Genomic DNA, 14,530 nt, shown 5'->3' on the forward strand with positions numbered 1-14,530 from the left:
GACGACGAGAACAGTGCGCAGACGAGGCCCCCGGCCGACGGCGATCAGGCCAGGAGTCCCTCGCTGACCTCCCACAGGCGCCGGGCATCGTCGGCGTCGAGCATTGCCGAGTTCGCGTCCGACGGGATGCGGTCGGCGGTGAGGGGCAGGACCCGGTCGTTGATCACGGCGACGTCGCTGTCCTTCAGGTAGACCCCGCCGACGCCGTCGAGCAGCGGGCTCGCGGCACCGAACACGAGCGTCGCTGCGCCCTGCTCGACGGTCTTCTTGCCGACCTCGGGGTCGATGACGGTCACCCCGTGGTCGTCGACCAGTCCCTGCTCGCGGTACGACGCGAGCACCGTCGGGTCGTGCGGTCCGGGTCCGATGATGACGCCGGGGTGCGCGGCGAAGGCGCGGATGCCCTGGTCGGCGTACCGGCGGTCGAGCTCCACCGTGAACAGGACGTTGGCGCGCTTCGACTGCCCGTACGCGGTGACCGGGTCGTACCCGTGCGCGAACGTCAGGTCGTCCCACCGGATCTGCCCGAACCGTGCCGCGCCGGAGGTGACGGTCAGGACCCGCGCACCACGGGCCTCCAGGAGGGCGGGGAGGAGCGCTCGCGTGAGCTGGAAGTGCCCGAGGTGGGTCGTCGAGAACGCCAGTTCGTTGCCGCGGCCGTCGAGCCGGCGGTCCGGGGTGAAGAGCATCGCGGCACTGTTCACGAGCATGTGCAGCGGGCGGCCGGAGGCCGACCAGCGCGCGGCGAAGGCGTCGACCGACGACGGGTCGGTGAGGTCGAGGGCCTCGACGTGGATGCCCGGGATGTCGGCGACGGCTGCGGATGCCCGGTCGACGTCGCGGGAGGCGACGGTGACGTCGGCGCCGGCCGCCGCGAGGGCGCGGCTGGTCTCGCGGCCGAGGCGGCTGTGTCCGCCGGTCACGACGACGTTCCGGCCGGTCAGGTCGACGCCGTGCAGGACGTCGGCGGCGGTGGACGCGGCGGTGAACGGAGTGGGCAGGGGGTGCTGGTGGGTGATCACGAGTGGTACTCCTTCGATTCGATGTGGCCGACGGCGGCAGCGGGGCCGACGGCGGCAGCAGGGCCGGCCGCGTCGGCGGTGGTGGGGCCGACGGCGTCGGCGACCGCCGACCACGCGTCGGGGTCGAGGCCGAGCTCGGTCCGGAGGAACGCCGTCGTGGTGTGGCGGACGAGGTCCACACGCTCGGGGCTCTCGTCGGTGGTGGCGGTCGACTCGTAGTCCTGGATCCCGCCGAGCAGGTGCTCCCCGCCGTGGACGGTCACCAGGTGCCGCGCGCCGGGGCTCAGGTGGTAGACGTCGGTGAACCAGTCCGGGCCTCGGGTCGAGAGCTGGGACTGGTCGTGGTCGCCGGCGACCACGAGTGACGGGGTGTGCAGCTGGCTGAAGTCGGGGCTCATGAACGCGAAGTGCTCCTGCGCGAACGGCACGAGGTCGCCTCGCGCGATCCCGGTGGTGGACAGCAGGACCCCGGCGCGCACGCGGTGGTCGGTGCGGTCTTCGCCCGGCCGTCCGTCGGCGTCCAGGACGCGGGCCCCGAGCAGCATGCCCACGGACTGTCCGCCCCACGAGTGTCCGACCGCGGCGGTGCGCACGGTGTCGACGCGCCCGCTCAGGCCGGGGACCGCGTCGATGAGCTGGTCGAGGTCGTCGAGCACCCGCTCGAGGTCGTCGACGCGCGTCCGCCAGATGGTCGGGTAGCGCGGGTCGTCGAGCGTCAGCCCGTAGGTCTTCGCGTCGAGGAACGTCGGTTGGACGACGACGAAGCCGTTCGCGGTCCAGTGGTCGACGAGGGGGTCGCCGCCGGTCATGGACTGGCCGAAGCCGTGGGCGAAGACGATGACGGGCAGGTCCGTTCCGGTCGTCGGTGCGGTGATCCGGACCTCGAGGTCCTGACCGCGCGAGGGTGCGGGGAGTGTGACGGGGCGCACGCTGATGACCTGTGGTCGGGGTGCTGTGGGTGCCATGCGGGGCCTTTCCGGGATGCCGTGTCGCCCGCGGACGGAGCGACTGTCGTCCGAAACGGAGCGACGTTCCGGAACGATACGGAACAGCGATCCGGATTGCAAGAGGAAGCGGAGCACTGTTCCGCATCGCGTCGGTGTCGTGCGATGATCGAGGCATGAGCACCCCGTCGCCCGACCCCGCGCCGCGTCGCCGTCGCGACGTCGAGCGCAACGAGCGCACGATCCTCGACGCCGCTGCCGCGGTCTTCACGGCCTCGGGCGTCGGCGCACCGGTGCGCGAGGTCGCCACCGCCGCGGGGGTCGGGATCGGCACGCTCTACCGGCACTTCCCGACCCGTTCGGACCTGGTCGTCGCCGTCTACCGGCACCAGATCGAGGCCCTGGTCGACGCGGGGCCGGCGCTGCTCGACTCCGAACCGACACCGTTCGCCGCCCTGCTGCGCTGGGTGCACCAGTTCGTCGACTTCCTCGGCACCAAGCACGGTCTGGCGCGCGTCTGGGAGGGCGACGCCGACGGCTTCACAGCGCTGCACACCCTGTTCGTCGACGAGCTCGTGCCCGTGCTCGGCCGGCTGCTCGACGCCGCGCGGGCATCCGGCGAGGTGGCCGCACCGACCCCGCCGTACCAGCTGCTCCGGGCCGTCGGCGACCTGGTGGCGTGGAGTCCCCAGGACCCCGACTACGACGTCCGGACGATCGTGACCCTCCTGGTCACCGGGCTGCGGCAGGCGCAGCCGACGGTGACCGACAGCGCGTAGCCGGCCACGCGCACTGGTCGCGACCGGCACCGGACTGGAGGCGCGGTGCGGGCCCGTCACGCGCCTCCCGTCCGGCGTCGCGACCGTCTCGGGCCGCACCAGCGCCGTCGGGGCCGGTCCGGGCCCTACGATCGTCCCGACGAAGGGGGACCACCATGACGGAACTGGCGGACTGGGAGACCGAGGGGGCCAGGGCTCGTCCGGCTCGACCGGGTGACCACGAACCGGCGCCGGCCGCGCTGCGGGCCGTGACGATCATCGGGGTGTTGTTCCTGATCGCCGCGGGCTGCGTGTTCGTCGCGACGGCGTTCCTCCCCACGTCCGACGAGACGGCCGTGCCGGACGGCCTTCGACTGCTGATGGCGACGGTCGTGTCGGTCGGCATCGCCGTGGTCGGCGTGGTCGCCCTGCTGCTCCGACTCGTCGCCGGGGTGCTCGTCCGCCGCTGACGGCCGGCTCAGCGTCGGCCCGGCTCCGCGATGCCGGGCTCGGGGTCCCCGTGCTCCGGCAGCACGTCGACGTCGGTGACCGTGTACCCGAGCGGCACCTGGCCCAGCGCGAGCAGGAGCGCCGTCCGCCGGTCGTCGTGCTCGGTCTCGATCACCCGCCGCTCGGTCGGGACGACGACGAGTCGGACCCGGTGCGTCACCGGTGCCCCCATGCGGCGGTGCCGCGCAGGCGTCGCCCGGCGTGCTGACCACGTCGCCGACGCAGCAGCAGATGGCGGACCGCGAGCAGGTGCGGGAACTCGACGAGCATGCCGACGACGATCGCCGTGGTGACCAGCGGCTGGTGGGGGAGTGCGGCGCTCGTCAGCCCGATCATCAGGGGTGCGTTGCGGGCCGCCGTCGTCATCGCGAGCAGCGCCGACCGCGGGTACGACAGGGCGGCGAGGCGTGACGCCCACTCGGCTGCGATGAACATCACGGCGAAGAAGACCACCGCGCACCCCAGTACGGCGACGAACACCGGCAGGTTCGCCAGCAGCAGCCCGATGTGCGAGGCGAAGAGCCCGGCGACCATCGCGCCCACGATCCAGGGGACCGCGCGGCCGGGCAGGGCGGCGGCGCGGGCCCGAGCGCCGTCCGGCAGGAGCGAGATCCCGAGGCGGATCACCACGGCGATCGCGGCGGGCAGGACGAACCACTGCAGCAGGGTGCCGATGGTGCCCACGGCATCGATGCCGGCGTTGCCGCCCAGGACCGTGATCCACACCGGGAACAGCAGCAGCTGGGTGACCATGTTGATCGGCAGCAGGGTCGCCCCGACGGCGGTGTCCCCGTCGCTCAGGCGGGTGAACGCCAGGAACCAGTCGGTGCAGGGCGCCAGGAAGTACAGCATCACGCCGAGCTGGACGGCCGGGTGTCCGGGCAGGGCCACGCGCGTGAGCAGGAACGCGACGAGCGGGGCGAGCAGGAAGTTCATGCTCCAGGCGATGCCGATGACCTTCCAGGCGCCGGGCGTCCGTGGCAGGCGGTGCAGGGGGACGTCGACGAACAGGGCGACGACCAGGGTGATCACCAACGCGTCCACCACCGAGCCCATCGCGTCGCCGGCCGAGGGCGAGACGCCGCCGATCACCGACCCGAGCAGGATGGCGCCGCCGACGATCGCGGGGGCGGCCCAGAGTCGTGCACCGGCGGGGCGGGCGGCCCGCTGTGCCGGCATCAGCACGCGCATTCGACACCACAGCAGCTCAGGTCGGCGGTGAGCATCCCGGCGTCGTCCCACTCCTGCAGGGCGCCGCAGTCGCGCCCTGCTCGTTCGCCGATGACGCGGGCGACGTGGGCGAACCGCTGCCGGAACTTGTAGACGAAGCAGAACTGCAGTGCGCCGTGCCGGAGCGCGGTGCCGGCCAGGAAGAGTCCGGGCGTGGTGGTCGACTCGTCGTCCTCGGTGAGCAGCGGCCAGCCGTCCGCGCGGGTGTCGAACAGGCTCGCGGCCGGTCCGAGCCCCGGGCCGTACCCGGTGGCGAGGATCGGTGGCGCGTCCGCCACCAGGGCGGTCCGTCCGGCGACGCCGACGGTGAACCCGTCTCCGGACCGTTTGATGCCGGTGACCTGGCCGTCGTCGACCAGGGTGAGGCGTCCACTGGCCCGTGCGGCCGCGAGCCGTTGACGGGTCCGCGGCGCGAGGCGGAACGACGGGTCCGACCCGCTGCCGGCGTCCCAGGGGTGGGACGGGTCGACGACCGTCACCGTCGCCCCCTGTTCGACGTGGTGGCACGCCAGGTCGATGCCGGACTCGAAGCCACCCACGACCACCACGTGGCCGGGCCGTGCCACCCAGGCTGCCTCGGCGGAGGCGTGCACCCCGAGCGAGGTGCCCGCGCAACGGGGCAGGATCGGGTCGGAGAACTCGCCGCCGGCCCAGACCACGTTCCGGGTGATGACGGGGCCGCGGCTCGTGGTCACGCGGAAGCCGTCGTCGTCCGGCTCGATGCGCTCGACCTCGGTGTCGAGCAGGGTCGGCAGGTGGAAGGCCGCGACGACGCCCCGCAGGTACCGGGCGTACTCGGGCCCGGACGGGTAGTCGGTCCCCAGGCTGTAGGCGGGTGAGGTGCGCGGGTGGACCGCGTTGAGGTCGGTCGCCCCGAACCCGTTGCCGGTGAAGGACGGCGTCAGGAACCGCTGGTGCTCCGGCCACCGACGGAACGTGTCCCCGACGACGCCGCGTTCGACGACGCCGAACAGCAGGCCGTCGACGGCGTGGAGTGCCAGGCCGGTGCCGACGCCGGCCGGTCCGGCTCCGACCACGAGGGCGTCGAGGGTCTCGGTGGGGTGTGGTGCTGGCATGGGGTCGGTCTTCCCAGCAGCTGCGGCTGCGTCGATGGAACGGCCACCGTGGTGTGGTCGCTGCACACCATCTTAGTGAGAACCGTTATCAACATGCCATCACGGCATCAACCGACCGGCGACGAGTACAGGACCGCCAGGGTCGCCACCAGTCCGACGACCACGATGCCGAGGTCGAGCAGGGCCAGGGTGACGAGTCGGGTGCGCTGCGGCCGCACGGAGGCCCGCACCACGACCATCGTCACGAACAACACGACGACGAGCACCAGCGCCGGCCAGCCGATCGCCGGCGCCCGGATCGCCATGAGGACCATCACCGCGGCGACGATCACGGCCGTGACGGCTCCCCACACGAGCCAGTTCGAGCCCGACGCCGTCCGGAGTGCGGGCTGGTCGCCGACGCGGGTGGGATCGGGGCGGCGGGGCTGTTCGTCGGACACGAGCCGGACGGTACGCGGCGGCCCCTGCCCGTGCCCGCAGGCGCTCGGCCACGAGAGGATGGGGTTGTGCACACTGCCGCGACCATCCTCGACGCCGTCGTCCGGCACATCGACACCACCGGGTTCGCCGCACACGGCATCCACGTGCGCACGCGGACTGCGGCTCCGGGCACCGAGAGCACCGCGGACGACGTCGCCGAGCACCACTGGACCCCCGACGTCCGACGCGAGATCCACTCCGCCGCGAAGGGCGTCTGCGTCCTGGCCACCGGCATCGCCGCCGACGACGGCCTGGTCGACGTCGACGAACCGATCTCGACGTCCCTGGTCGGCACCGGCCTCGGTGCGGAGACCGGGCTCGAGCTCGGCGACGGCGTCGACCGGGTCACCCTCCGCCACCTGCTCACCATGACCAGCGGGATCGACATGCCCTGGTCGGCGACCGAGCTGACGGACTGGCCGGACCTGGCGGCCGAGTTCCTGCGGCGACCGTCCCGCGGCCGGGTGTTCCAGTACGCGAACGCCAGCACCTACACGGCGATGCGCGTGCTCGAGACCCGGGTCGGCGACGTCGGCGCGTTCGTCACCGAGCGACTGTTCGCGCCGCTCGGCATCCAGGACGTCGAGTGGCAACGCTGCCCGAACGGGTTCGTCGCCGGCGGCGAGGGACTGTCGCTCCGAACCGAGGAACTCGCCCGCATCGGTCGGCTGATCCGCGACCGCGGGGTCGTCGACGGACAGCGGATCGTCAGCGCGCGGTGGTGCGACGCGATGCACACCGACTGGGTGGAGCGCGAGGGCACCGGCCCCGGCTACGAGCGGTACGCGATGGCCGGATGGGGTGGTCCCGGCCGACTCTGGCGACTGCACGGTGCGTACGGTCAGATGCTGCTGTTCGACGAGACCGAGGCGAGCAACGACTCCGGCACCGTCGTCACCATCACTGCCGACGACCACTTCGGCGCCGACGCGCTCGCCGCCTTCGTCGCCGACGAGCTGGTCCGCCAGGACCCCCGCCGGTAGCGACCGCGACCATCCGACCTGCACGTCCGCGCGCGCCCGGCGTGGGAGGATCGATCAGTGCAGCAGCAACCCGTCGCGATCATCATCGCGGCCATGAGCGAAGAGGTCTCGGCCTTCGCCGACCTGTTCGGCGGTGTCCCCGTCCTCGACGGCCCGGTCGGCGGCCACGACCCGCACCAGCTGCTCGACATCGGCGGCGCCACGGTCGTCGTGCGCCGCAGCGGCATCGGCTTCACGAACGCCACGGCCGCCGTTGCCCACGGCTTCCACGACTTCGGCCCGGGCATCCCGGTGATCAGCGTCGGGACCGCCGGTGGGCTCATGCACGGTGTCGCCATCGGTGACGTCGTGGTCGGCGACCGGTACGTCAACCTCAACGCCGACGCCACCGCGTTCGGCTACGCCCTGGGCCAGGTCCCCGGCATGCCGACCGGCTACGCGCCGGACGCCCGGCTCGTCGAGCTGGCGATGGGTGCCGACATCGCGTGGCCCCTGCGGTCGGCGACGATCGGCTCGAGCGAGGTCTTCGTGACCGAAGGCCGTGCCCGCGCGCTCCGGGTCGCGTTCCCCGAGGTGGCCGCGGTCGACATGGAGTCGGCCGCGATCGCGCAGTTCGCCCACGTGCACGACATGCCGTTCGTGTCGGTCCGGTGCATCAGCGACCTCTGCGCGCCGGACGGCGCCGAGTTCCGTGAGCACCTGGACGACGCCGCGGCACGCGCAGCGCGCGTGGTCCACGACCTGGTGCTCGGCCTGCGTTCCTGAGTCCGCCCGCGCGCTCCCTCAGCCAGCTCGCGTGCCGGCGCTCACGCGACGACTCCCACGGCACGGAGGCGTCGGACGGCGAGCCGGTCGGCGGCTCCGGGCGCTGCGCCGAGGGCGTGCGACGCGATCGTGACGTCGCCGTGACGGAGCAGACAGATGCCGGCGTCCCGTGTCTGCCCGCTGTGCCAGATCAGCCCGTCGCGGTGCTCCCACGCCAGGAAGTCCGGCTCGATGCGTCCGATCCCCACGCCGAAGCGCAGGAGGTCGGACATGGTCGACCAGATCCCGGCGGCCGGTGCGTAGGGACCTGATCCGACGGTCCAGGGTTCACGGGGACGGCCCCGCCACGACCGGAGCAGGGTTCGTCGTTCGGGTGCCGGGTCGAGGGTGGCGCTCGTGATGCCGAGCGGAGCCAGGACCTTCCGCTCGGCGACCGTGGACCATGCTTCCCGCGCGACGTGCTCGAGCAGCCGACCGAGCACCGCGTAGCCGAGGTTGGAGTAGTCCCGCTCACCCGGTGTCGTCGGGGTCTGGCGCAGCGCACGCGTGATGTCCGCCTCGGACACGTCCGCGTACGGGTCGCCGACGATCCCGGCCGACATGCCCTGGTGCACACGGGGCAGGCCCGAGCGGTGTCGGATCAAGTCGTCGACCGTGTAGGTGGCGTCGTCGGGGACGTCCGGCAACAGGTCCCGGGCGGGGGTGTCCCGTGGGATGTCCCGTTCAGCGAGGAGGACGAGCACGGCGGCGGCGGTCACGGTCTTCGTGACGCTCGCCCACTCCACCAGCGCGTCCGCTTCGTAGCGACCGCCGAGGTCTGCGGTGACGTCGCCCCCTGCGTCGATGATCACGGCTCGGTTCGCAGCGGTCACGCTCGTCCTCCTGATCTGGTCGAAGCCACCATGATCGCAGCCGGTCATGCGGGGAACCTCGTTCGGCGTGGACGAGCCCCCCCCGGTGCCGGAGGGGCACGGTCCGGCCCTCGGCACGGCCGGAATTGCGTTCCACGGACGTTCCGGGACGGATCGCGAACTCGCCTCCGAGGCCCTCGCTAGCCTCCATCCCGGGGGGCCAAGGAACCACGGCCAATCACACAGGGAGATCAGCCATGAGCGCCTACACGAGCGACGAGAACGTCGAACCTGCACGCATCACCACCTTCAAGCGCGTCCGCAAGCAGTGGCGTCGGACGGGTGAGGTCGGCTACACCCACAGTGGCAGCGACTTCTTCCGCGACGACGCTCCGGAAGCGGTCCAGCGGTAACCAGCGGCAGCCACGAAGTGCCCGCCAGGAGCGATCCTGGCGGGCACTTCTGCGTCAGCGACCGAGCTGGTCCCGCAGGTACGGGGCGGTCCGGCTGGTGGTCGACGCGGCGACCTCGGCGGGCGTGCCGGAAGCGACCACCTGGCCACCCTCGACACCGCCGGACGGACCCATGTCGATGACGTGGTCGGCGCTCGCGACGACGTCCATGGCGTGCTCCACCACGACGACCGTGTTGCCCGCGTCGGTCAGGCGGGCGAGCTGGGCGGTGAGCAGCTCGACGTCGGCCGGGTGCAGGCCGGTGGTGGGCTCGTCGAGCAGGTACAGGGTGTGGCCGGTCCGCGCGCGCTGCAGTTCCGTGGCGAGCTTGATGCGCTGCGCCTCGCCGCCGGACAGCTCCGGAGCAGGCTGGCCGAGTCGCAGGTAGCCGAGGCCGACCTCGCGGAGGGTCTCGAGTCCGCGCCCGGCTGCGGGCAGGGAGGCCAGGAACGGCGCCGCTTCGTCGACGGTCATGCCGAGGACGTCGGCGATGGACGCCCCGTTCCACCGGACCTCGAGCGTCTCGGCGGTGTAGCGGGAGCCGTGGCACTCGGGGCACGGGGCCCAGCTGCCGGGCAGGAAGAGGAGTTCGACGGACACCGACCCCTCGCCCTGGCAGACCTCGCACCGGCCGCCGGCGACGTTGAACGAGAACCGCCCGGCGCCCCAACCGCGGGCCTTGGCCTCGTCGGTCTGGGCGAAGGCTGCCCGGACCGCGTCGAACAGGCCGGTGTAGGTGGCGAGGTTCGAGCGGGGCGTCCGGCCGATCGGCTTCTGGTCGACCTGCACGACGCGGTCGATGAGCGGGTGCGACGTCGCGACACCGGGCAGCACGCCACCGACGAGTGACGACTTGCCGGAGCCGCTGACCCCGGTGACCGCGGTGAGCACACCGAGCGGCAGGTCGACGTCGAGCCCACGCAGGTTGTGCAGGGTGAGGTCGCGGAGTTCGAGCGTGCCGATCGGGGTCCGGACGGCGCGGTCGGCGGTCGGCTGCCGGGGCTCCAGGAAGCGCCGGGTGACCGACGCCTCGACCTCGGCCAGGCCGGCGACCGGGCCGCTGTACAGGACGGTGCCGCCGCCGGTGCCCGCGCGGGGGCCGACGTCGACGATCCAGTCGGCTCGGCGCACGATGCTCATGTCGTGTTCGACGACGAAGACGCTGTTGCCGCCGGCACGCAGGTCGTCGAGGACGTCGACGAGGGACTCGGCATCGGCGGGGTGCAGCCCGGCGCTCGGTTCGTCGAGCACGTAGACGACGCCGAACAGGCCGGAACGGAGCTGCGTCGCGATCCGCAGCCGCTGACTCTCGCCGGGCGAGAGCGTCGGGGTGGCGCGGTCGAGCGCCAGGTACCCGAGACCCAGGCCGACCAGCACCTCGACACGGGTGAGCAGGTCGCGCGAGATCGCCACGGCGACCTCGGTGTGCTCGCCGGACGATGCCCGCGACGTCGCCGCTGCTGCGTCGGTGATCGCCGCGATCGGGCGTAGGACGTCGGCGAGGCCGGTCAGCGGCAGCGCGTTCAGCTCGGCGATCGAGTGGCCGCCGATCGTCACGGCGAGGGCGGCTCGGGTCAGGCCGGTGCCGCCGCAGAGCCCGCACGGGCCGGACTCGACGAACTGCAGCACCTTCTTGCGCTGGGTCTCGCTCTGCGAGTCGGCGAGGGTGTGCAGCACGAACTGGCGAGCGCTCCAGAACCGGCCCTTGTATGGCTTGGCCACGCGGTCGCGCTTCGGCTGCACCTGCACGACGGGCTGTTCCTCGGTGAAGAGCAGCCAGTCACGGTCCTCGCGCGACAGCTCACGCCACGGGCGCTCGATGTCGTAGCCGAGCACCGCGGTGACGTCCCGCAGGTTCTTGCCCTGCCACGCACCGGGCCAGGCGGTGATCGCGCCGTCGCGGATGCTCAGCGACGGATCGTGCACGGCCGATGCCTCGGTGACCTCGTGCGCGGTCCCGATGCCGTGGCACCGCGGGCAGGCGCCGGCGACGGTGTTCGGCGAGAAGGAGTCCGACTCGAGCCGGTCGGCGCCGGACGGGTACGTGCCGGCGCGCGAGTAGAGCATGCGCATCGAGTTCGACAGCGTGGTCATGGTGCCGACGGTGGAACGGGAGCTCGGGGCGCCGCGACGCTGCTGCAGGGCGACGGCGGGCGGCAGTCCGGTGATCGAGTCGACGTGCGGGGTGGACCCCTGCGCGATCAACCGCCGCGCGTACGGGGCGACGGACTCGAGGAACCGGCGCTGGGCCTCGGCGAAGACGGTGCCGAAGGCGAGCGAGGACTTGCCGGAGCCGGAGACGCCGGTGAACGCGACGATCCGGTCGCGGGGGATGTCCACGTCGACGTCGCGCAGGTTGTTCTCGCGGGCACCACGGACGCGGATGAAGTCGTCCGGCCCGGGTCGGTCGTCGGTCTGGGTCGAGCGAGGAGCGGGCATTCGCTCGATCGTAGGCTCGGCCACTGGGAGAAGCAGTACCGGTGCGGAACCGCGAACGACGAAGAGCCGCTCCGCCCTGATCGGCGGAGCGACTCTTCGCATCGTGCGGTGGTGCGGCAGGTGCTACTTGATCTGTGCGGTGATGGTGGCGGTGCCGACGAGGAGGCCGCGCTTGACGGCGTCGGTGCCGAAGGTCTTGTTCAGCAGGCCGGCGGCGTCTTCGGAGATGTGGACGGTGGTGCCGGTGAGGATGGCGTTGTCGCCCTCGAGCTGGAGGGGCTTGAGGGAGCCGCCGTGCAGCTCGAACAGGAACGCGTTGGCCGCGGCGACCTTGCCGTTGACGAGGACGTCGCCGTAGAGCTTGGACGAGCCCGGGTTCACGACGAAGTTCTCCAGCGTGACGGTGGTGTCGCCGGCCTTCAGGGTCAGACCCGAGTCGTCGTGGTTCAGCAGGCCCTGCACGTACGGGCGGTAGTTGCCATCCGGCGACCAGTAGGTGACCGACCCGGCGGTGATCGGGAACGACACCGACCCGTCAGCCAGGGTTGCATCGCCGGAGACGCCGGGGGTGAGCTTCAGGGCGGTGAGGGCGTCGGTGAAGCCGGAGTCGAGCTTCACGGCGGTGGAGCCACCGAGGACCTCGGGGACCGAGGCGACGGGTGCGGGGATCTTCGACTCGGACGACGAGGACACCGTGTGCACGTTCGGGGTCGCGGCCTGGGCGGAGGAGATCCCGAACGCGGCACCGCCGAGGACGAGGGCGCCGGTCGTGGCGAGGGTGATGGAGGTCTTGAGGCTCTTACGCATCGTGATCAGTCCTTTGCTGTTGTCGCGCTCGGCGCGGTTGCTGTGTGCGCGCCGAACACACCCTTGGTGGGGTGGAGAACCAGCGATGTGCGGCTGGTGAGCGCTCCGGGTGTTTCCCGGTCGTTGCAGGTGATTCGGCACCCTCCGGCGAAGGGTTTGGACGGATCTGCCGTCGTTACCGCTCTGTGACCTTCGGGTGCATCCGGACAGCGCTCACGCCTCCAAGTACGTTCGCTGTGAGGCCGCTGAACGCGGTCCATCGAGAAAGGCACTCCCCATGGCATCGACGTCCAGTCGTCCCACGTCCGTCACCGTCGCGTTCGTCATCTGGCTGGTGGTGGTCCTGGCGAACATCCTGCAGGGCATCATCAACCTCACGTCGGGCTCCTCCGCCGACGTCGCTGACAGTGTCGGCACCGCCCCGCTCGTCGGCGGCGCGATCTTCGCGTTCATCCTCGCCGTGATCGAGCTCATCATCGTCTTCAAGATGCGCGACGGCCGCAACTGGGCCCGCATCGTGCTGACGGTCCTCGCGGTCCTGCAGCTCATCGGTGTCGGCGTCGGCGCGGCCTCGGGTGGCAACGCCTTCGGCTGGATCGGTGGCGTCGCGGTGCTCATCGCGACGATCCTGATGTACGTGGGCGGCGCGAACGGGTACTTCCGTCGCCACTGAGCGCGCGTGCGTGCGTATGCGCTCCTGCGTGACGCACATCGGTCGCTGAACGCGACCACCTGACGGACGGGAGGCCCGGTGCCAGCTGGCACCGGGCCTCCCGTCCGTCGTCCGCTCGGGTCAGAACGCCTTGCCCGGGTTCAGGGTCCCCGCCGGGTCGAGCGCGTCCTTGACGGAGCGGTGCATCGCGAGCACGCGGTCGCCGAGCTCGACCCGCAGGCCCGGCAGCTTCAGCAGCCCGACGCCGTGCTCACCGGTCACGGTCCCACCGAGCGCCAGGCAGTCCGCCACGATCTGGTCGAACGCGGTCTTCGCGCGGGCCTTCGCGGCGTCGTCGCCCTCGGGCGCGATGATCAGCGGGTGCAGGTTGCCGTCGCCGGCGTGCGCGATGTTGGCGATCGTGACGTCCTGTGCGTCCGCGGTCACCTGGATCCGCCGGAGCATCTCGGGCACCGCGCTCCGCGGCACGCAGATGTCCTCGGTCAGCACCGGACCGAGCCGTTCGAGCGCCGGGTAGGCGAGTCGGCGGGCCTGGAACAGCCGGTCGATGTCCCCGGGGTCGGTGGCCCGCTCGACGTCCGTGCCGCCGGCCTCGGCGAAGACGTCCGCGACGTGGTCGGCGATCGCGTCCCCGGCGGCACCGCGCTCGTCGACCCGGGCGAGCAGCAGGGTGTCGACGTCCGCCGGCAGCCCGAGGTGCATCCAGTCGTCGACGGCGCGCAGGCAGGTGCGGTCGACGATCTCGAGTGCTGCGGGGATGATCCCCGCCCGCGAGATCGCGGCCACGGCGTCGCCCGCGGCGGTCAGCGAGGGGAAGTACCCGATCACCGCCCGTTCGTCACGGCCGGCCAGGGGGAGCAGCTGCACGGTGACCGACACGACGATGCCGAGCGTGCCCTCGGAACCGACCATCAGCCCCGTGAGGTCGTACCCGGCGACGCCCTTCGCGGTCCGGCGGCCGAGCTCCACCACCGACCCGTCGGCAAGCACGACGGTCATGCCGAGCACGTAGTCGCGGGTGACCCCGTACTTGACGCAGCAGATGCCGCCGGCGTTCGTCGCGACGTTGCCGCCGATCGTCGAGATCGCCGAGCTCGCGGGGTCCGGCGGGTACCAGAGGCCGTGCTCGGCGACCGCGGCGCGGAGCGCGTCGTTGATGACGCCGGGTTCGGTGACCGCGTACCGCTCGTCGGTGTTCACCTCGAGCACCCGGTCCATCCGCTCGAGCGACACGACGATCGAGTCGGCCATCGCGTTGGCGCCGCCGGACAGGCCGGTACCGGCACCGCGGGGGACGACCCGGAGACCGGCGGCGGCTGCCCAGCGGACGGCGGTGACGACGTCGTCGGTGCTGCGTGCCAGGACGACGGCGAGCGGTGCCGTGGAGTCTGCCCACTCGGCGTCGTCGTGGCGGTAGCGCTCGAGCGACTCCGGGTCGCGGAGGACCTGGTCGGACCCCAGCAGGTGTTCGAGGGCGGTGGCGTCGGCTGCGGTGGCGGATGCGGCGGTGACGGTCATGCGGGGTGGGGGTCCTTCCGGG

16 protein-coding genes are annotated in these 14,530 nt (G+C 72.2%); 6 read left to right on the forward strand and 10 right to left on the reverse strand.

Annotation, left to right across the window (positions count from 1 at the left end; genetic code table 11):
- Nucleotides 1–44: 44 nt before the first annotated feature.
- A complete protein-coding gene (locus DEJ11_RS03525) occupies nt 45–1,022 on the reverse strand; it encodes an SDR family NAD(P)-dependent oxidoreductase (RefSeq protein ID WP_111105174.1) in 978 nt (325 codons plus the stop codon).
- Nucleotides 1,019–1,987 (reverse strand): alpha/beta hydrolase family protein, encoded by a 969-nt coding sequence (locus tag DEJ11_RS03530; RefSeq protein ID WP_111105173.1) that lies wholly within the window; start codon nt 1,985–1,987, stop codon nt 1,019–1,021. Before DEJ11_RS03530 ends, DEJ11_RS03525 begins: the two co-directional genes overlap by 4 nt.
- A gap of 155 nt (nt 1,988–2,142) precedes the next feature.
- Here DEJ11_RS03530 and DEJ11_RS03535 point away from each other — a divergent pair, with 155 nt between their 5' ends.
- Nucleotides 2,143–2,745, forward strand: coding sequence for a TetR/AcrR family transcriptional regulator (locus DEJ11_RS03535; protein ID WP_111105172.1), 603 nt, complete (start codon nt 2,143–2,145; stop codon nt 2,743–2,745).
- Nucleotides 2,746–2,900: 155 nt separating this feature from the next.
- Nucleotides 2,901–3,194 carry a hypothetical protein gene (locus tag DEJ11_RS03540; RefSeq protein WP_111055354.1) on the forward strand — a complete coding sequence of 98 codons (294 nt, stop codon included), beginning with the start codon at nt 2,901–2,903 and terminating at the stop codon, nt 3,192–3,194.
- Nucleotides 3,195–3,202: 8 nt separating this feature from the next.
- Here DEJ11_RS03540 and DEJ11_RS03545 read toward each other — a convergent pair whose 3' ends face one another.
- The 4 genes from DEJ11_RS03545 to DEJ11_RS03560 all read right to left on the reverse strand — a co-directional run bounded on the left by DEJ11_RS03545 (nt 3,203) and on the right by DEJ11_RS03560 (nt 5,980).
- Nucleotides 3,203–3,394 carry a hypothetical protein gene (locus DEJ11_RS03545; RefSeq protein ID WP_146250114.1) on the reverse strand — a complete coding sequence of 64 codons (192 nt, stop codon included), beginning with the start codon at nt 3,392–3,394 and terminating at the stop codon, nt 3,203–3,205.
- Nucleotides 3,391–4,413 (reverse strand): arsenic resistance protein, encoded by a 1,023-nt coding sequence (locus tag DEJ11_RS03550; protein WP_146250113.1) that lies wholly within the window; start codon nt 4,411–4,413, stop codon nt 3,391–3,393. Before DEJ11_RS03550 ends, DEJ11_RS03545 begins: the two co-directional genes overlap by 4 nt.
- Nucleotides 4,413–5,540 (reverse strand): NAD(P)/FAD-dependent oxidoreductase, encoded by a 1,128-nt coding sequence (locus DEJ11_RS03555; RefSeq protein WP_181440903.1) that lies wholly within the window; start codon nt 5,538–5,540, stop codon nt 4,413–4,415. The genes DEJ11_RS03550 and DEJ11_RS03555 overlap by 1 nt, the downstream gene beginning before the upstream one ends.
- A gap of 107 nt (nt 5,541–5,647) precedes the next feature.
- Nucleotides 5,648–5,980 carry a hypothetical protein gene (locus tag DEJ11_RS03560; protein ID WP_146250112.1) on the reverse strand — a complete coding sequence of 111 codons (333 nt, stop codon included), beginning with the start codon at nt 5,978–5,980 and terminating at the stop codon, nt 5,648–5,650.
- A 66-nt stretch (nt 5,981–6,046) separates the two neighbouring features.
- Between DEJ11_RS03560 and DEJ11_RS03565 the strand changes: the two genes are divergently transcribed.
- Both DEJ11_RS03565 and mtnN read left to right on the forward strand, forming a co-directional pair.
- The gene (locus DEJ11_RS03565) at nt 6,047–7,003 is read left to right on the forward strand and encodes a serine hydrolase domain-containing protein (RefSeq protein WP_111105168.1); all 957 of its coding nucleotides are present in this window, start codon (nt 6,047–6,049) and stop codon (nt 7,001–7,003) included.
- 57 nt (nt 7,004–7,060) lie between these two features.
- Complete coding sequence (mtnN, locus tag DEJ11_RS03570; protein WP_110864380.1) at nt 7,061–7,768, forward strand: 5'-methylthioadenosine/S-adenosylhomocysteine nucleosidase; 708 nt, start codon at nt 7,061–7,063, stop codon at nt 7,766–7,768.
- Nucleotides 7,769–7,809: 41 nt separating this feature from the next.
- Here the strand turns inward: mtnN and DEJ11_RS03575 are convergent, their stop codons facing one another.
- Nucleotides 7,810–8,640 carry a serine hydrolase domain-containing protein gene (locus DEJ11_RS03575; RefSeq protein ID WP_181440902.1) on the reverse strand — a complete coding sequence of 277 codons (831 nt, stop codon included), beginning with the start codon at nt 8,638–8,640 and terminating at the stop codon, nt 7,810–7,812.
- Between the two features lie 236 nt (nt 8,641–8,876).
- On the opposite strand from DEJ11_RS03575, the gene DEJ11_RS03580 reads away from it, so the two are divergent.
- Nucleotides 8,877–9,032: a hypothetical protein gene (locus DEJ11_RS03580; RefSeq protein ID WP_155896774.1), complete on the forward strand. Its 156-nt coding sequence runs from the start codon at nt 8,877–8,879 to the stop codon at nt 9,030–9,032.
- A gap of 54 nt (nt 9,033–9,086) precedes the next feature.
- Here DEJ11_RS03580 and DEJ11_RS03585 read toward each other — a convergent pair whose 3' ends face one another.
- Nucleotides 9,087–11,510, reverse strand: coding sequence for an excinuclease ABC subunit UvrA (locus tag DEJ11_RS03585; RefSeq protein ID WP_111105166.1), 2,424 nt, complete (start codon nt 11,508–11,510; stop codon nt 9,087–9,089).
- 123 nt (nt 11,511–11,633) lie between these two features.
- A complete protein-coding gene (locus tag DEJ11_RS03590) occupies nt 11,634–12,317 on the reverse strand; it encodes a hypothetical protein (RefSeq protein ID WP_110865654.1) in 684 nt (227 codons plus the stop codon).
- Nucleotides 12,318–12,594: 277 nt separating this feature from the next.
- Here DEJ11_RS03590 and DEJ11_RS03595 point away from each other — a divergent pair, with 277 nt between their 5' ends.
- Complete coding sequence (locus DEJ11_RS03595; protein ID WP_111024640.1) at nt 12,595–12,990, forward strand: hypothetical protein; 396 nt, start codon at nt 12,595–12,597, stop codon at nt 12,988–12,990.
- 120 nt (nt 12,991–13,110) lie between these two features.
- Here DEJ11_RS03595 and DEJ11_RS03600 read toward each other — a convergent pair whose 3' ends face one another.
- Nucleotides 13,111–14,508 carry an FAD-binding oxidoreductase gene (locus tag DEJ11_RS03600; RefSeq protein WP_111054938.1) on the reverse strand — a complete coding sequence of 466 codons (1,398 nt, stop codon included), beginning with the start codon at nt 14,506–14,508 and terminating at the stop codon, nt 13,111–13,113.
- Nucleotides 14,509–14,530 lie beyond the last annotated feature (22 nt).

Origin of the sequence: Curtobacterium sp. MCLR17_058 (assembly GCF_003234705.2) — a bacterium.
GTDB classification, from domain to species: Bacteria; Actinomycetota; Actinomycetes; order Actinomycetales; family Microbacteriaceae; genus Curtobacterium; species Curtobacterium flaccumfaciens.

Bases quoted from the DNA above. Each gene is read 5' to 3' on its own strand.
- DEJ11_RS03540 (WP_111055354.1), top strand. From the start codon at position 2,901: ATGACGGAACTGGCGGACTGGGAGACCGAGGGGGCCAGGGCTCGTCCG.
- DEJ11_RS03595 (WP_111024640.1), top strand. From the start codon at position 12,595: ATGGCATCGACGTCCAGTCGTCCCACGTCCGTCACCGTCGCGTTCGTC.
- DEJ11_RS03550 (WP_146250113.1), bottom strand. From the start codon at position 4,413: ATGCCGGCACAGCGGGCCGCCCGCCCCGCCGGTGCACGACTCTGGGCC.
- DEJ11_RS03590 (WP_110865654.1), bottom strand. From the start codon at position 12,317: ATGCGTAAGAGCCTCAAGACCTCCATCACCCTCGCCACGACCGGCGCC.
- DEJ11_RS03555 (WP_181440903.1), bottom strand. From the start codon at position 5,540: ATGCCAGCACCACACCCCACCGAGACCCTCGACGCCCTCGTGGTCGGA.
- DEJ11_RS03535 (WP_111105172.1), top strand. From the start codon at position 2,143: ATGAGCACCCCGTCGCCCGACCCCGCGCCGCGTCGCCGTCGCGACGTC.
- DEJ11_RS03580 (WP_155896774.1), top strand. From the start codon at position 8,877: ATGAGCGCCTACACGAGCGACGAGAACGTCGAACCTGCACGCATCACC.
- DEJ11_RS03530 (WP_111105173.1), bottom strand. From the start codon at position 1,987: ATGGCACCCACAGCACCCCGACCACAGGTCATCAGCGTGCGCCCCGTC.
- DEJ11_RS03585 (WP_111105166.1), bottom strand. From the start codon at position 11,510: ATGCCCGCTCCTCGCTCGACCCAGACCGACGACCGACCCGGGCCGGAC.
- DEJ11_RS03600 (WP_111054938.1), bottom strand. From the start codon at position 14,508: ATGACCGTCACCGCCGCATCCGCCACCGCAGCCGACGCCACCGCCCTC.